Consider the following 15,729-nt stretch of genomic DNA (forward strand, 5'->3'; position numbering starts at 1 on the left):
CGCGGGTAAGCCTGGACATCCGTATGCCGGCGGAGGTGTTTCTGGAGAAGCTTTACAGGCGGCCGGTGAACTTCTCTATTGAGGACGTGCTTGCGGTGGGGTGATGCACTTGGATGTTGACTCCGCCGTTACCTTTCTTTTGTTGCTTTTGACAAAAGAAAGTAACCCGCCGCTTCAGTGGCGGAAGCTTTTGGCGTTTGATCTTGGTTTCTCAAAAAGCATCAAGCAAGTGCAAAGCTTCCGCCCGCTGACGCGGCCGGGTTACTTTCTTTTGCTAAGCCCAAAAGAAAGCTAACCAAAGAAAAGGGCTCTCCTTGCAAGGGCACAAGCCCGCACGAGCGATGCATACGCAGGGATGCTCCAGACAGGCCATCCATGGCCTGCTTGCGCACGGCCCGCATCCCTGCGGGCCGCCCTACGGGTCTTCTCTTGACCGGCAAAGCAGCAAAGCAAAGCAAATCAGAATCACGGCAACGGCAACGATCGTCGCGGCGCTTGGGTAAGGCGACGCGAGCCGCGACCGTGATCCATCTGTCGCCGCCCACCGGCATTGCCCGCGCGCCTCGAAGCCATGACTTCCCTGCCGCGCGCCGTACTACGCCGCGCACTAGACTGCAGCCATCCCCGCCATCGCCAGGACCGCCGCATGTCATCCGTGACCTCACCGAAACAGATCGCGGCGTCGCTGACCGAGTTCTGGTCGCCGCGGGTGGTCGCCGAAGTCGACGACGCCTACATCAAGGTCGCCCGCGTGCAGGGGCAACTGGCCTGGCACAGCCACGCCGACGAGGACGAGCTGTTCCTCGTGCTCAAGGGCCGACTGGTGATCGAGATGGAAGACCGCAAGGTCGAGCTCGGCGAGGGCGAGATGTTCGTCGTGCCCAAGGGCGTGCGCCACAACCCGATCGCCGACGAGGAATGCCATCTGATGCTGATCGAGCGCAAGACCACCCTGCACACCGGCGACGTGGTCACCGACAAGACCCGTTCGCTCGACGAGCAATTGCGTCCGCTGGGCTGAGCCGGCATCGGGCCGGGATGGATCGCGCTCAAGCGCCCGCCTTCCGCACAAAAGAAAAGAGCGCGTCCCGTGGAACGCGCTCTTTGGTGCGGAGATGGCCTGTCCTCTGCATGGCGCTATCCGGCGCCCTCCCCCCGAACCGACCTCTTGTCTTTCCGAAGTCCTTATCGGCGTGCGGCCATAATCCAAAGTCCACGCTACGGTTGCTAGGGAGCGCGACCGGAAATTACGCTACTTTCGGTAGCGCTCGTGATTGTAAATCGGCCTAAGTCGTTGTAATAAATAGACCTGTCGATACAGGACGACAGCACAAACGCACGGGCTGGGGCGTCTATCGTTCACCTGGTGACTATTGGTAGCTGAACGTGCGATCTCGGCCGCAAACCTGTCAGGAACTGTCACATGACGCCGCAACAGCGCATCCGCCTCGCCCGCCGACACGCCGGACTCTCGCAAGCCGCGCTCGGGGCCGCGGTCGGGGTGCAACGCAGCGCGGTCGGTCACTGGGAGTCGGCGCAAAGCAAATTCCCGAGCGTCGCCCATCTGCGCGAACTGGCCCTGGTGACCGGGGTGCAGTTCGAATGGCTGGCGACCGGGCGCGGCAAGATGAGCCTGTCGCTGGACACGGCGATGGACTCGGTCGCCGCCGCCGAGGCCTTGTTGATCGACGACCCGCTGGAGCTGCGCCTGATCCAGGCCTTCCGAGAGGCGCCCACGCGCGCCAAGGCGCCGCTGGTCGAGGTCGTCGAGCAAATGGCCGAACTGCGCACCGGCCGCCCGGTGCGTCCGGTCGCCGGCGGCGGCAAGCGCAGCGCAAGCTGAGAAAGCCGTCGCAAGTACGGGCGCGAACCGTGACGCAGGGCAGCGGGCGATGTCATAAACCCCGACTAGACTCGACCGTATGCGCCCGGGGAGGGTGCATCGACCGCGTCGTTCCGCACGCACGCGTCGTCAATACATAAGGAGCCGTTCGATGCCGATGTCCGTTCGTGGCCGATCCACCGCCCTGCACTGTTCACACCCCGCACGCCCCGCCCCTGCGCGCCAGGCCGCGCGCCTGGCCCTGGCGATTTGCGCGCTGTTGCCCTCGCTGGCTTCCGCCGCCGTCTTCATCAACGAATTCCATTACGACGATGCGACTTCCGCCGGCGACGTCGGCGAGCGCATCGAGATCGTCGCGACCGCCGGCGAAACGCTGAGCAACTACCGCGTCTATCTGTACAACGGCAGCTCGCCTTCGTCGGCGGTGACCTACGACAACGACCTCGTACCGGCCGGCAGTGTCGTCACCTGCGGCGGCAGCGTGCGCATCGCGACCCTGAGCTACCCGACCAACGGCATCCAGAACGGCTCCAACGACGGCTTCGCGCTGGTCGACGGCAGCGGCAACGTGATCCAGTTCCTGAGCTACGAAGGCCAGATCACCGCCAGCGGCGGCCCCGCCTCGGGCCGCACCAGCACCAACCTGCCGGTGTCGGAGTCCGGCTCGACCGCGGCCGGCACCTCGCTACAACTGTCGGGCAGCGGCAGCGCCTACTCGCAGTTCGCCTGGCAGAACTCGGCGACCCAGACCTTCGGCGCCTGCAACAACGGCCAGAGCTTCACCACCTCGACACCGAACACGCCGCCGAGCGTGACTTCGACCACACCGAGCAACGGCGCGAGCAACTTCCCGGCCGCCGGCGACCTGGTCGCGAACTTCAGCGAAGCGGTGACCCTGGCCAGCGGCGCGCTGACTCTGCAGTGCGCGACCTCGGGCACGGTCGCCCTGACCTATCCGTCCAGCGGCACCGCCATCACCGCCTCCACCGGCACCGCCCTGCACGCCGGCGAAAGCTGCACCTTCACCGTCGTGGCCAGCCAGGTCAGCGACGCCGGCGGCGCGCATCCGGCCGCCAATACGGTCGCCAACTTCAGCGTCGCCAGCGGCGGCGGTGGCGGCACCGGCTACTACGCCCACGTCAACACCAGCAGCGCCAGCCAGCTGCGTTGCTCGTTGCACGAAACCATCAAGGGCCACACGGTCTATCCGTACAGCGGCGGCACCACCAACACCTGGTCGATCCTGGAAATCGCCGACGAAGATCCCAACAACGCCGGCCGCATCCTCGACGCCTACAAGAACCGCAGCTTCGTCAAGGTCACCGACCGTGCGGGCAGCGGCACCGGGGTGAAGTACAACCGCGAACACACCTGGCCGAACTCGCTCGGCTTCGGCTCGGCCACCGGCAACCTCGGTCTGCCGTATGCGCCCTACACCGATACCCACATGCTGTACCTGACCGATGCCGGCTATAACGCCGACCGCGGCAACAAGCCCTTCGCCGACTGCTCGCTGTCGAGCGGCTGCGGCGAGCGCGTCACCGAGGTCAACAACGGCAACGGCGGCGGCAGCGGTGTGTACCCGGGCAACTCGAACTGGTTCAAGACGCCCGACGGCAACGCCGGTTCGTTCCAGGTCTGGGGCAAGCGCAAGGGCGACATGGCACGCGCGGTGTTGTACATGGCGATCCGCTACGAAGGCGGCACCGACCCGAACAACGGCCAGAGCGAACCGGACCTGGAGTTGACCGACGACCGCAGCAAGATCGTCATCACCTCGTCCTCGCCGGCCTACATGGGCCTGCTGACCACGCTGTTGTCCTGGCACCAGGCCGATCCGCCGGATGCCGCCGAGCTGGCGCGCAACGAAGTGATCTTCAGCTTCCAGGGCAACCGCAACCCCTTCATCGATCACCCGGAGTGGGCGACCGCCTCGCTGTTCAACTCGGCCAAGCCGGCGAGCTGCCAGCCGATTCCCTGATCGCGAAACAACACGCAACAACGAACGCCCGCAGCTGCGGGCGTTCGTTTTTTTGGGGGCACAGAAATCGCCGTGCCTGGCAGAACGCTTGCCTGTATTGCCCCGTATCGATCGTATGGCCGTATGGGTCGTAACCCATCTGGCGTCATCCCCGCGCAGGGGATATAGAGACCTCAAGCGTCCTCGCATGAAAGTCCGGTGGGCACGGAGCGCCCTGGCCGGGTCGTAGAGACCTGGCGACATCCTCCGGATGAAACCCGGCGATAGCACCCGCGCTCAATCGAACACCACCACCGGCTTGCCGATCTCGCGCGCGCCGGCCATCGAAGCGATCGCTGCGGCGCCGTCGTCGAAACCGTAGCGCGCGCCGACCACCGGCTCGATGCGATGGCGTTCGACATCGGCCAGAAAGGCCTCGAAATCGCGCAGGCTGCCGACGCTGATGCCGTGGATGTTGAGCTGGCGCGCCATGATCGGCCCGATCAGATTGCCCTCGACCTGCATGCCGTGCAGGAAGCCGATCACCGCGATGTGGGCGTTGTCGGCGGCGGCCTGCAACAGTTCCAGGAACTGCGGGCCGCCGACCACATCGACGATGCCGTCGACGCCGCGACCGTCGGTGAGCTCGCGCACCGCCGCGGCCAAATCGGCGCGCTGCCGATAATCGATCACCGCGTGCGCACCGAGCGCGCGCAGGCGCTCGGCCTTGGCGGCGTCGCCGGTGGTCGCGATCACCTCGAAACCGCGCGCGACCGCGAGTTGCAACGCCATCAAGGACACGCTGCCGGTGCCTTGCACGAGCACCTTGGCGCCGGGCCCCAGGTCCATGCGCTGCAGCGCGCTCCAGGCGGTGAGGCCGGACACCGGCAGGGTCGAGGCCGCCTCGTCGCTGAGGAAGTCCGGCGCGGGCAGGATCGCGCTCGCCGGCAATACGATCTGGCGCGCCAGCCAACCGTCGAGCGGGCCGCCGAGTTTGCTGAGGTGGTTCGCCGACTTGAACGGCCCGTCGATCCAGCCGGTGGTGTAGTGGCCGAGCACGCGATCGCCGGGCGCGTAACCCTCGACGCCGTCGCCGACCGTATCGATGCGGCCGACCCCGTCGGACAACGGCACGAACGGCCGCGGCAGTTCCGGCTGATAGCGGCCGGTGGCGAGGGCGTAATCGCGGTAATTGACCGAGGCCGCGGCGACCCGGATCCGGACCTGGCCGGGGCCGGGCTGGGGTTCGGTCAGTTCGACACGGCGCAGGCTGTCGAGGCTGTGGCCCTGGAGTTGGTAGGCATCCATCGTGGTGCTCCGCTGGCGGTCCGCGGACCGGCCGGGTGGGGGGATGCCCAGGCTATTGTTGAGTCGCTCGCTGATATAGGATCTCGATGGCAACTCATCATTGAGGATGTCTCAACAATGATCGGCGGGCTCTATTCCGAACTCGAGGCCTTCGAGGCCATCCTCCAGCACGGCAGCTTCACCGCCGCGGCGAAGCAGCTACAGGTCACTCCGGGCGCGATCACTCGCCGCCTCAACACCCTGGAGGCCCGGCTCGGCGCCAAGCTGCTCAACCGTTCGACCCGGCGGCTGAGCCTGACCGAGTCCGGACGCCACTATTACGCCGAAGTCGCGCCGGCGCTGGCGCAGATCCTCGCCGCCGGCGAACGCGTACACGACTTGTCGGCGCAACCGCGCGGCGAACTGCGGGTGTCCCTGCCGATGAATTTCGGCCGTTTGTACGTGATGCCGCACGTCGAGGCCTTCCTGCAGCGCTGGCCCGGCATCGACCTGGACCTGCAGTTCGACGACCGCTTCGTCGACCTGATCGGCGCCGGCTTCGACGCGGCGATCCGCATCGGCGCGCTCGACGATTCGCGCCTGGTCGCACGCCGCATCGCGCAGACGCGGCGAATCCTGGTGGCCTCGCCCGATTACCTCGCACGGCGCGGCGCACCGCGCACGCCGGGCGAGCTGATCGAGCACGACTGCCTGCACTACACCTTGTTCCGCGACACCCCGACCTGGGAATTCCACCGCGACCGCGAACCGCTGCGCGTACCGGTGCGGGGCCGCTTGAAAGCGAACTACGGCGTGCCATTGGTCGACGCGGCCGTGCACGGCCGCGGGATCCTGCAGACCGCGACCTTCGCCGTCGCCGAGGAGTTGGCGAGCGGGCGCCTGGTCGAAGTGATGCCGGACTGGAGCCTGCTGCCGATCGGCATCTACGCGGTGTACCCGGGCCGCGACTACCGGCCGCGCAAGGTCGAGGCCTTCATCGACTTCGTCGAAGCCACGATCGGCGAGCCGGCGGTGTGGGATCGGGTGATTGCAGGGCGGGAGTGATAGGCCAGTGGTGTGGGTGCTTCGAGCAAGAGCAAATCCCCCGCGCTGGGGTTTTGCATCGGCATCGAATCTGCGCTGAGCGCTCGCCCCCTTTGTCAAAGGGGGCGATGGTCGATCGCGCTTATGTCGATGTCGCTTTGTCGACTCCAACTTGTCGCTAGAGCACGAGCAGGTGCAAGAGCAGGAGCACGAAACCTCCAGCACCAAACGTCTACCCGAAGGATTCCCCCCTTTGAAAAAGGGGGGCAGGGGGGATTTGCTCCTGCCCTCAAACCAGGAACCAACCGCCCCCGCCCCACTCCAAGCCCGGTCCCTCATTCCGCTTTCGCGCCCTTTGCTGAAAGCTTGTTCGTCGCCCCCACGGCCCGCCGATGACCCCGCCGACTCCCGCCGCAACGACATCCCACTCCTGGCGCCGCGCGCTGTCGATGCTGGCCAGCCTGGCGATCCTCGCCCTGGCGCTGCATGCGCTCGCCGGGGAATTCAGCGAGCAGGGCTATCGATCGATCCGGCACGCCTTCGCGCAATTGGAAGACCGCCGCATCGTCCTGGCCTTTCTGCTCGGCCTGGCCAGCTATGCCTGTCTGGTCGGTTTCGACGCCATCGGCCTGCGCCGCAATGCGAGCAAGGTCAAACCGCTGCGCCTGGTCGTCACCGCCTTCCTCGCCAATGCGGTCGGGCACACCCTCGGTTTCGCCGCGTTGACCGGCGGCGCGGTGCGTTTGCGCGGCTACGGCGCCGCCGGTCTGTCGCTCGCCGATATCGGCCAAGTGGTGTTGATGAGCACGCTCGGCTTCGTGTTCGGCGCCTGGGTGTTGCTGGCCTGCGCGCTGTTGTTCGAACCGGCACCGGCGGCGTTGTTGCTGCCGCTCGGCGAGCCGGCCATCCGCGCCATCGGCGCGGCGATCGCGCTCGCTTTCGTCGGTCTGTGGTTCGCGGTCGGGCGCGACGGCCGCACCCTGCGCTGGCGCGGCCATGCCCTGTGGCTGCCCGATCGCCGCACCGTGCTCGAAGTGACCGCATTGAGTGTGGTCGAACTGGCCCTGGCCGGCAGCGCGCTGTATGTCCTGCTCGCGCCGATCGCCGGCACCGACTTCATCGGTTTCGTCGGCCTGTATCTGGTCGCCGTGGTCGCCGGCCTGCTGTCGAGCGTGCCGGCCGGCATCGGCGTGTTCGAGTGGAGCCTGCTCAAGCTGCTGCCGGGGGTGGCACCGGCGAGCCTGCTGGCCGCGGCGTTGGCGTATCGGATCACCTACTACGCCCTGCCGCTGGCCTTGGCGACGGTGATCGGCATGGTCGGCGCCGTGCGTGGGCCGGTCGCGGCGCGCGCCGGCGCCCTGCGCACCGCCTGGCTCGCGATACGCCCCTGGCTGCCGCACGTGATCGCGCTCGCCGCCTTCGTGCTCGGCGCCGCGCTGATCCTCGACGGCACCCTGCCAAAACCGCGTCATCGTCTGGTCGGCGCACCGCTGCCCTTGATCGAGACCTCGCAATTGCTCGCCAGCCTCGGCGGCGTCGGCCTGCTGTTGATCGGCCAGGGCCTGCAACGCCGCAGCCATACCGCGTGGGCGCTGGCCCTGGCCGTGTGCGTCGTGTTGCCCCTGCCGACCTGGCTGCGCGGCGGCCACCTCAGTCTCGCCCTGGCACCGCCGTTGGTCGCGTTGGCCTTGTGGGCGGCGCGGCGCGAGTTCTATCGCGAAGGCGCGCTGCTCGACGAAGCCTGGTCGTGGCGCTGGCTGCGCAATCTCGGCCTGGTGCTGATCGCCGCGGTCTGGCTGCTGTTCTTCGCCTACAGCCATGTCGAATACCGCAACGAGCTGTGGTGGGAATTCCTGGTGTCGAGCAACGCGCCGCGCGCCTTGCGCGCGATGCTGCTGGTCAGCATCACCGTGATCGCCTTCGGCCTGGCGCGCTTGCTGCACGCGGCGCGCGCGCCGCTGCCGGCGGCGGGCGATGCCGAACTCGCGGCGATCCGGCCGATCCTCGCCCAGGCCGACGACAGCCAGGCTCATCTCGCCTTGATCGGCGATAAAGCCTTGCTGCTCGATCCGCAACAACGCGGCTTCGCGATGATGCAACGCTACGGCGGGTCGCTGATTGCGATGGGCGACCCGGTTGGGCCGCCCGAGGTGGCGCGCGCCTTGATCTGGCGTTTCCGCGAAGAAGCCGACCGGCTCGGCATGCGGCCGGTGTTCTACCAGGTCGGCGAACAGCACTGGCAGACTTATCTCGACCTCGGCCTGACCCTGGTCAAGCTCGGCGAAGAAGCGCTGGTGCCGCTGAGCGATTTCAGCCTGCAAGGCTCGACCCGCGCCGAGCTGCGCCAGGCCTGGAACCGCGGCAAGCGCGCCGGGCTGAGTTTCCGCATCGCCCCGGCCGACGAGGTCGCGGCCTTGCTGCCGGTACTCGCGGAAATTTCCGAGGATTGGCTGGAACACAAATCCGGCGAAGAGAAAGGCTTCTCGCTCGGCCACTTCGATGCCGATTATCTCCAGCGTCTGCCGGTCGCCCTGGTCGAGCAGGAGGGCCGCATCGTCGCCTTCGCCAATTTGTGGAACGCCAGCAACGGCCGCGAGCTGTCGGTCGACCTGATGCGCCACAGCGAGGCCGCGCCGAAGGGCACGATGGATTTTCTGTTCGCCGAGTTGCTGGGCTGGGGCCGCGAACACGGCTTTGAACGTTTCTCGCTCGGCATGGCGCCCTTGTCGGGCTTGTCCCAGCATCGCCTGGCCGGGCGCTGGAACCGCTTCGCCAACCTGGTCGCGCGCCATGGCGAACGCTTCTACGGTTTCGTCGGCCTGCGCCGCTTCAAGGCCAAGTACGACCCGGTCTGGCGCACGCGCTATCTCGCCGCGCCGGGCGGCATGCATCTGCCGGCGGCCTTGATCGACGTCACTCGTTTGATCTCGCTCGATCCGCGCCGCCACGACGATGCCGAACATCGCATCGCGCGTTTCCCGACCGGCGCGCCCGAGCCTCAGGCGCCCGGCGCGATACCCGCGGCCGACAACACCCGCGCGGCGACGCCATCGTAATCGCCGTCGAGGTGATGATCGCCCGGCAGTTTCTCGGCGCGTGCGGCGCCAGCCGGCAACTTCGGACACAGCGCGTCGCCGTCGTCGGCGCCGTACAAACATAAAGTCCGCGCCGCCGGCATGCGCGCGATCTCCGGCGCGATCGGCAGGCCGCGGTCGCTGCTGCCGATCCAGTTGCTGAGATGGAACTCGTACTCGGCTTTCTCGCCGACCGAAATCAAGGCGGTCAGGGCGATCGCCTCGCGGGTCGGCGAGGGCAAGCGGTTGTAAGCCGCTGGCAACACATCGGCGCCCTGCGAGAAACCGATCAACAACACACGCGGGCGTCGCCACTGGCCGCGGTAGTAGCGGACGATGCGATCGAGGTCGGCGGCGAAGCCCTGCGGCGTGCGCGGGCTCCAGAAATAACGCAGCGAGTCGATGCCGACCACCGGTATCCCGGCTTTCGCCAGGCGTTCGGCCACGCTCTGGTCGAAACCGGCCCAGCCGCCGTCGCCGGACACGAAGATCGCGAAGCTGTCGCGGTGGCCGCCGCTGCCTGCAGCGATCTCTGTCAACGGCAAGCCCTTCAGATCGGCCGGCGGCAACGGTGCGCTGACATGGCCTTGCGCACCCAGGCTGATCAAGGCCGCGCGCAGGCCCGGTGTGGCATCGCCGCGCGCGTCGCGGGCGAAACGGCGCGCCTGGGGAATCGCGGCGACGAAGGCATCGCTGGCCGCCTTCGGGCATTGCGCCTCGTGGCCATCCTTGCGCGCGGCAGCGACCAGCCAGGGCACGGACAGCGCCGACGGCTGCAATTGCGCCGAGCCTGCGCCGCGAGCCGGCACCAGTTTCAGGGCGCCGGACGGGCACAGGGCGCGCGGCAGGGCCAGGCGCGGGCAGAAATCGACCGCGACCGCACCTGCGAACAGGCTCGCATCCCCCTGCGCGGCGATCGCATAGGCCAAGGCGGCGCCCTCGCCGTCGCCGAGCAACAAGGGCAGGCGATACGTCGGCAAGCGGTAATAGGCCTGTACGAAGCGCGAGAAATTCTCGACGTCGCCGGAGGAGAACGCGCAGGCACCGCCGTCCTTGCGCAGGTCGCGTTCGAGCGCGGCAACGTCGACGGTCGCGACCATCGCGCCGTCGGCGACCAAGGCGTCGATACGCGTCCTGCGTTGCGCCGCGCCGAGACCGTCGGCGAACCAGAGCACGAAGCGGCGCGCCTCATCGACGGGCAGGCGCACCGGAATGTTCTGAAAGCGGCCGTGCGACACGCTGCGCGCGAGCGCAGGCGCGGCCGCCGTTGCCGTTTGCGCCGCCTCCGCCGCGCCATACGGCGCCGCGATCAGCAACAGGAACAAGGCCCATCGGGCACGAATCGTTAAGGGCACGCGCTGCATCTCCTGGATGCATGGGCTTATACCATCGGGGTTTGGATGGACTGGCGAATTGGCCGAAGGGCAAATCCCCCCTGCCCCCCTTTTTCAAAGGGGGGGCACCGCGGTTCCGCTGTTTCCGTGACGCCGGCGGAGTTCCGGCCCCCCGGCCCCGATCCGGCCTGATCGGGTTAGGCCAGCCCCGGCCGCGGCCTTACACTTGCCCGGATGTCCCTCACCGACTCCACCCCGCTGCCGAGGCTGGTGCTCAGCACCTGCCCCGACGAAGCCACGGCCGACGCCATCGCGCTGGCCCTGGTCGAGGAACGGCTCGCCGCCTGCGTGAGCCGTTGGCCGGGCGTGCGCTCGACCTATCGCTGGCAAGGCCGCATCGAACACGCGACCGAGGTCCAGTTGCTGATCAAGACCACCCCCGCCCTGGCCTCGGCCGTGCTCCAGCGGATCGCCGAGTTGCATCCGTATGAACTGCCGGAGGCATTGGTGGTCGAAGTCCGCGACGGCCTCGACCCGTATCTGCACTGGGTGGCCGAACAGACCCGAGACCGATGACTGACGACCTGCTTTCCGGTCGGCGCCCGCGCGCCGGCACCGCCCTCGCCTACACCTTCGCCTGCCTGGCCGCGCTGTTCGCCGCGCCGGCGCTCGCGGTCGACGAAAAAGACCTGCTGCCGGTCGACGAAGCCTTCGTGCTCGCCGCCGAGGCCGGTGGCGCGGATCGCGTCGCGGTGTCGTGGAAGGTCGCGCCGGGTTACTACCTCTACAAGCACCGCATCTCGGTCAAGAGCGACGCCGGCTTCGCCGCGCAGGCGCTGCAGCTGCCGAAGGGCAAGGCCTACAAGGACGAGTTCTTCGGCGACGTCGAGACTTACCGCGACCGCGTCGTCGCCACCCTGCCCGGCCAAGCCAAGGCCGGCAGTACCAAGCTCACCATCAAGTACCAGGGCTGCGCCGACGCCGGCATCTGTTATCCGCCGCAGACCCGCACCGTCAACGTCGCCCTGGCCGCACCCGCCGCTGCGATGGACCCGGCACCGGCAGCCGCGCCATTGGTTTCGTTCGGCCCGCGCGGCGGCGCCAACCCGCTGCTCGGCGGCAGCAGTCCGCTCGGCGCACCCTCGGCGGCAAGCGCCGGCACCGATGCCTTGCCGTTGCCGCCGGAACAGGCCTTCGGCTTCGAGGCCATCGTCAGCGACGGCAACACCCTGCTGCTGCGCTTCACCCCGGCGCGCGGCTATTACCTGTATCGCGACAAGACCTCGCTGAAGACCGACCAGGCCGCGATCGCCGCCGGCAAACCGCAGTGGCCGCGCGGCACCGCGCATCGCGACGAGCATTTCGGCGACGTCACCGTGTTCTTCGACCAGATCGACGTGCCGCTGCCGCTGCTGCGCAAGCACGCCGACGCCGCCAAACTGACCCTGACCGCGAATTTCCAGGGCTGCCAGACCGACGGCATCTGTTATCCGCCGATGACGCGCAAGGTGAGCTTGGACCTGCCGCGCGGCACCTTGCTGGCGAGTGCGGTCGCCGACCCGGCGGCCAGCGCCACGACGGTCGTCGCCGCCGATGCAAGCGGCGCATCGCCGGCCAGCGCCAACGCATCGACGCAGGCGGACGCCGCGGACATCGCGACCGATGCCTCGGCCAGCGGCACGGCGGCCACCGACGCAACGCCCGCGACCGGCGCGGCCGGCCTGGCACCCGCCAACGACACGCCGACGCCCGCAACGAATCCCTCGGACGCGGCCGCGCCGCAGGCCGAAGACAGCCTGCTGGCCGCTTCGCTCAAGGGCGCGAACCGCTACTGGGCGCTGCTGACTTTCTTCGGCTTCGGCCTGTTGCTCGCGTTCACGCCCTGCGTGTTGCCGATGGTGCCGATCCTGTCGGGCCTGATCGTCGGCCAGGGCCCGGGCCTGAGCGCGCGCCGCGCGTTCTCGCTGTCTCTGGTGTACGTATTGGCGAGCGCGGTGGTGTTCACCCTCGCCGGCATCGTCGCCGGCCTGGCCGGCGCCAATCTGCAGATCGCCTTCCAGACGCCGTGGGTGATCGTGCTGTTCGCCCTGCTGTTCGTGGTGCTGTCGCTGTCGAGCTTCGGCTTGTACGAACTGCAGTTGCCGCACGCGCTGCGCAGCCGCCTCAGCGAGGCCAGCAATCGCCAGCGCAGCGGCTCTTGGCTCGGCGTCGCCAGCATGGGCGCCTTGTCGGCGCTGATCGTCGGCCCCTGCGTCGCGCCGCCGCTCGCCGCCGCCGTGCTCTACATCGGCCAGACCCGCGACCCGGTGTTCGGCGGCGCGGCGCTGTTCGCGCTCGCCATGGGCATGGGCGCGCCCTTGATCGCGTTCGGCGTCGCCGCCGGCAAGGGCCTGCCGACCACCGGGCCGTGGATGGTCGCGGTGCAGCGCGCATTCGGCCTGATCTTCATCGGCATGGCAGTGTGGATGCTCTCGCGCATCCTGCCCGGCCCGGTGACGCTGGCGCTGTGGGGCGCGCTGTTGCTCGGCGCCGCGGTGACGATCGCCCTGTCGGCCGCCGGCAAGACGCTCGGCCAGGGCGTGCGTGTGTTCGCCTGGTTGGCGACGCTGCTGCTGGGCCTGGCCGGCGCTGCGCAGGTCGTCGGCGCCCTCGCCGGCAGCGACGACCCGCTGCAGCCGCTCGCCGGCCTGCGCGGCGGCCACGCCGCGCAAAGCACCGAGCTGCCGTTCCGCAAGATCAAGTCCGGCGCCGACCTCGACCGCGAGATCGCCGCCGCGCAGGCCGCCGGCCAGCCGCTGATGCTCGACTTCTATGCCGACTGGTGCGTGGCCTGCAAGGAGATGGAGAAGTACACCTTCCCCGAGCCGCAGGTGCACGCAGCGCTGAAGGGCTTCGTCCTGCTCAAGGTCGACGTGACCGCGAACGACGAGATCGACCAGGCGTTGATGAAGCGGCTGGAAATCATCGGCCCGCCGGCCACCCTGTACTTCGTCGCCGGCGCCGAACGCCGCGAACTGCGCCTGTTCGGCTTCGAGAAGGCGCCGGCCTTCGCCGAACGCGCAGCGCGCGCACGCGCCGCGACGCGCTGAGGCCGCAGCGATGGCGATCTCCCCGACCGTCAAAATCGTCGCCCTGGCGCTCGGCGCGGGCGCGCTGGGCCTGTTCGCCGGGCAACTGGTCGGCTCAGGCGGCTGGCTCATGCGCACCGACCTCGGCCAACGCTTCCTGCAGGAACGCATGACCCGCAGCGCGCCCAAGCCGCCGGCCGACCTCGCCGTGGCGAGCCCGGGCCAGGCCATGCCGGCGCTGACCCTGCCCGGCCTCGACGGCCGGCCTTCGCAGCTGCCGCAGGCCTACGCCGGCCGGCCGATCATGATCAATCTGTGGGCCAGCTGGTGCGGGCCCTGCATCAAGGAAATGCCCGAGCTCAACCGCTACGCCAAGGCCCAGGGCGGCCAGGGCACGCAAGTGGTCGGCATCGCCCTCGACAACGCCGAGGACGTCGCCGCCTTCCTGCAGCGGGTGCCGGTCGATTACCCGATCCTGCTCGACGCGCCCGGCCCGCGCGATGCCGGCGTCCGCCTCGGCAACCTCAAGGGCGTGCTGCCGTATACGGTGCTGATCGGCGCCGACGGCAAGCTGGTCAAGCAGCGCATCGGCCCGTTCGAAGACGGCGAGATCGAGGGCTGGGTCGACTGAGCCCGGTCCGGGGCCGAAGCCCGAGCAGTCATGCCCGCGCCACCTCGCGGCGGCAACCTCCGCGAAAACCCGCCGATCGTCGGGTAGCCGCGCCAGCCGCGAGCGACCGGGCAAGCGCCGATTCCGCCAACGGGTTACCGGCTTGCCCGGTCCGATCGTGCTCGAATGGGCTCCACGGACCATCGCTTCATCGCGGTCGTGCCGGCAAATGCGCCGAACCGGTCACGAAAATACGGCGACGCCGGCGAACGTGCCGGCATTCTAGAGTCGCCACTCAAACAACCGCTTAAATCGCGGCAACTTCGCCGATTTGGCGGGCAACTTCTGGACAGCAGGCCGCCCTTCACGCAAACTGCCGCCCTTTGAAGGCAACCGTCCGGTCCCAATGGCCAAGCTCCTGGTCCTGCACGGCCCCAACCTCAACCTGCTCGGCACGCGCGAGCCGGAGGTCTACGGCCGCACCACCCTGGCCGAGATCGATGCCGGGCTGCGCGACCACGCCCAGGCCGCCGGGCACGCCCTGGACAGCCTGCAGTCGAACGCCGAGCACGTGCTGGTCGACCGGGTCCAGGCGGCGCGCACGGACGGCACGGCGATGATCCTGATCAATCCGGCCGCCTTCACCCATACCAGCGTCGCCATCCGCGACGCCCTGGCCGCGGTGGCGATCCCGTTCATCGAGATCCACCTGTCCAACCCGCACACCCGCGAGCCGTTCCGCCACCACAGCTATTTCAGCGACCACGCCGTCGGCGTGGTCTGCGGCTTCGGCGCCGACAGCTACCGCTATGCGCTCGACGCCGCCATCAAGCGACTGGCGACCTGATACCCACCCAGCCCGGGCCGCGTTCGCGCGGACCGCAACGACGATCCAACCAGAGGCCCGCTCCATGGACCTGCGCAAAATCAAGAAACTGATCGACCTGCTCGAGGAATCCAACCTCGCCGAGATCGAGATCAAGGAAGGCGAAGAATCCGTCCGCCTGGCCCGCACCCCGAAGGGCGGCTATGCCTATGCACCGCCGCAGATGCAGGCCGCGCCCTACATCGAGCAGCGCCCGGCCCCGGCCATGCCGATGCACTCGCCGACCGAAGCGGCCACCGGCGGCAGCGCCAAGCCCGGCAGCGACCTGCCCGACGGCCACGTCATGCGCGCGCCGATGGTCGGCACCTTCTACGCCTCCCCGGCGCCGGACAAGCCGCCGTTCGTCACCGTGGGCCAATCGGTCAAGGCCGGCGACACCCTCGGCGTCATCGAAGCGATGAAGATGTTCAACCCGATCGAAGCCGACGTTTCCGGCACGGTGCTCAAGGTCATGGCCGAGAGCGGCCAGCCGATCGAGTTCGATCAGCCTTTGTTCGTCATTGGTTGACATGCGCGGGACTCGGGATTCGAGACTCGGGACTCGGCCGCATCGCCGCATCGGCACCGCCTTGGCGGTCGATGGCAAAGCGATAGCGCCGGCCCCCTTCGCGATCCGGCTTTAC

General features: G+C 68.4%; 12 protein-coding genes. 10 read left to right on the plus strand and 2 right to left on the minus strand.

Annotated features, from left to right (window positions below):
- Positions 1–646: 646 nt before the first annotated feature.
- The 3 genes from ACTOWK_RS05165 to ACTOWK_RS05175 all read left to right on the plus strand — a co-directional run bounded on the left by ACTOWK_RS05165 (position 647) and on the right by ACTOWK_RS05175 (position 3,824).
- The gene (locus ACTOWK_RS05165) at positions 647–1,021 is read left to right on the plus strand and encodes a cupin domain-containing protein (protein WP_031370296.1); all 375 of its coding nucleotides are present in this window, start codon (positions 647–649) and stop codon (positions 1,019–1,021) included.
- A gap of 402 nt (positions 1,022–1,423) precedes the next feature.
- Positions 1,424–1,843, plus strand: a complete 420-nt coding sequence (locus tag ACTOWK_RS05170; RefSeq protein WP_441329124.1) for a helix-turn-helix transcriptional regulator — start codon at positions 1,424–1,426, stop codon at positions 1,841–1,843.
- Positions 1,844–2,000: 157 nt separating this feature from the next.
- On the plus strand, positions 2,001–3,824 hold the full coding sequence (locus ACTOWK_RS05175; RefSeq protein ID WP_441329351.1) for an endonuclease: 1,824 nt from the start codon (positions 2,001–2,003) through the stop codon (positions 3,822–3,824).
- Positions 3,825–4,100: 276 nt separating this feature from the next.
- On the opposite strand, the gene ACTOWK_RS05180 is transcribed toward ACTOWK_RS05175, so the two are convergent.
- A complete protein-coding gene (locus ACTOWK_RS05180; RefSeq protein WP_441329125.1) occupies positions 4,101–5,111 on the minus strand; it encodes a zinc-dependent alcohol dehydrogenase family protein in 1,011 nt (336 codons plus the stop codon).
- Between the two features lie 117 nt (positions 5,112–5,228).
- On the opposite strand from ACTOWK_RS05180, the gene ACTOWK_RS05185 reads away from it, so the two are divergent.
- Entirely contained in the window at positions 5,229–6,155 is a 927-nt protein-coding gene (locus ACTOWK_RS05185; protein WP_441329126.1) for a LysR family transcriptional regulator, read from the plus strand.
- A 371-nt stretch (positions 6,156–6,526) separates the two neighbouring features.
- Positions 6,527–9,190, plus strand: a complete 2,664-nt coding sequence (mprF, locus tag ACTOWK_RS05190) for a bifunctional lysylphosphatidylglycerol flippase/synthetase MprF (protein WP_441329127.1) — start codon at positions 6,527–6,529, stop codon at positions 9,188–9,190.
- On the opposite strand, the gene ACTOWK_RS05195 is transcribed toward mprF, so the two are convergent.
- Entirely contained in the window at positions 9,133–10,521 is a 1,389-nt protein-coding gene (locus ACTOWK_RS05195) for a virulence factor family protein (RefSeq protein ID WP_441329352.1), read from the minus strand. The genes mprF and ACTOWK_RS05195 overlap by 58 nt on opposite strands.
- A 255-nt stretch (positions 10,522–10,776) precedes the next feature.
- Between ACTOWK_RS05195 and cutA the strand changes: the two genes are divergently transcribed.
- The 5 genes from cutA (at position 10,777) to accB (ending at position 15,614) form a co-directional block, all read left to right on the plus strand.
- Positions 10,777–11,118 (plus strand): divalent-cation tolerance protein CutA, encoded by a 342-nt coding sequence (gene cutA, locus ACTOWK_RS05200; RefSeq protein ID WP_408950964.1) that lies wholly within the window; start codon positions 10,777–10,779, stop codon positions 11,116–11,118.
- Positions 11,115–13,631: a protein-disulfide reductase DsbD gene (gene dsbD / locus ACTOWK_RS05205; protein ID WP_441329128.1), complete on the plus strand. Its 2,517-nt coding sequence runs from the start codon at positions 11,115–11,117 to the stop codon at positions 13,629–13,631. The genes cutA and dsbD overlap by 4 nt, the downstream gene beginning before the upstream one ends.
- Before the next feature lie 10 nt (positions 13,632–13,641).
- On the plus strand, positions 13,642–14,241 hold the full coding sequence (locus ACTOWK_RS05210) for a TlpA family protein disulfide reductase (RefSeq protein ID WP_441329129.1): 600 nt from the start codon (positions 13,642–13,644) through the stop codon (positions 14,239–14,241).
- A 385-nt stretch (positions 14,242–14,626) separates the two neighbouring features.
- The gene (aroQ, locus tag ACTOWK_RS05215; RefSeq protein WP_441329130.1) at positions 14,627–15,067 is read left to right on the plus strand and encodes a type II 3-dehydroquinate dehydratase; all 441 of its coding nucleotides are present in this window, start codon (positions 14,627–14,629) and stop codon (positions 15,065–15,067) included.
- A gap of 64 nt (positions 15,068–15,131) precedes the next feature.
- A complete protein-coding gene (accB, locus tag ACTOWK_RS05220) occupies positions 15,132–15,614 on the plus strand; it encodes an acetyl-CoA carboxylase biotin carboxyl carrier protein (RefSeq protein ID WP_441329131.1) in 483 nt (160 codons plus the stop codon).
- The last annotated feature ends 115 nt before the right edge of the window (positions 15,615–15,729 follow it).

The sequence above is a fragment of the Lysobacter sp. CA196 genome, assembly GCF_052078695.1.
Lineage (GTDB): Bacteria > Pseudomonadota > Gammaproteobacteria > Xanthomonadales > Xanthomonadaceae > Lysobacter.

What these genes read in the sequence shown, in the direction of transcription:
- ACTOWK_RS05210 (WP_441329129.1), top strand. Translation starts at nt 13,642, where the DNA reads ATGGCGATCTCCCCGACCGTCAAAATCGTCGCCCTGGCGCTCGGCGCG.
- ACTOWK_RS05170 (WP_441329124.1), top strand. Translation starts at nt 1,424, where the DNA reads ATGACGCCGCAACAGCGCATCCGCCTCGCCCGCCGACACGCCGGACTC.
- accB (WP_441329131.1), top strand. Translation starts at nt 15,132, where the DNA reads ATGGACCTGCGCAAAATCAAGAAACTGATCGACCTGCTCGAGGAATCC.
- aroQ (WP_441329130.1), top strand. Translation starts at nt 14,627, where the DNA reads ATGGCCAAGCTCCTGGTCCTGCACGGCCCCAACCTCAACCTGCTCGGC.
- ACTOWK_RS05175 (WP_441329351.1), top strand. Translation starts at nt 2,001, where the DNA reads ATGTCCGTTCGTGGCCGATCCACCGCCCTGCACTGTTCACACCCCGCA.
- ACTOWK_RS05185 (WP_441329126.1), top strand. Translation starts at nt 5,229, where the DNA reads ATGATCGGCGGGCTCTATTCCGAACTCGAGGCCTTCGAGGCCATCCTC.
- cutA (WP_408950964.1), top strand. Translation starts at nt 10,777, where the DNA reads ATGTCCCTCACCGACTCCACCCCGCTGCCGAGGCTGGTGCTCAGCACC.
- dsbD (WP_441329128.1), top strand. Translation starts at nt 11,115, where the DNA reads ATGACTGACGACCTGCTTTCCGGTCGGCGCCCGCGCGCCGGCACCGCC.
- ACTOWK_RS05165 (WP_031370296.1), top strand. Translation starts at nt 647, where the DNA reads ATGTCATCCGTGACCTCACCGAAACAGATCGCGGCGTCGCTGACCGAG.
- ACTOWK_RS05180 (WP_441329125.1), bottom strand. Translation starts at nt 5,111, where the DNA reads ATGGATGCCTACCAACTCCAGGGCCACAGCCTCGACAGCCTGCGCCGT.
- mprF (WP_441329127.1), top strand. Translation starts at nt 6,527, where the DNA reads ATGACCCCGCCGACTCCCGCCGCAACGACATCCCACTCCTGGCGCCGC.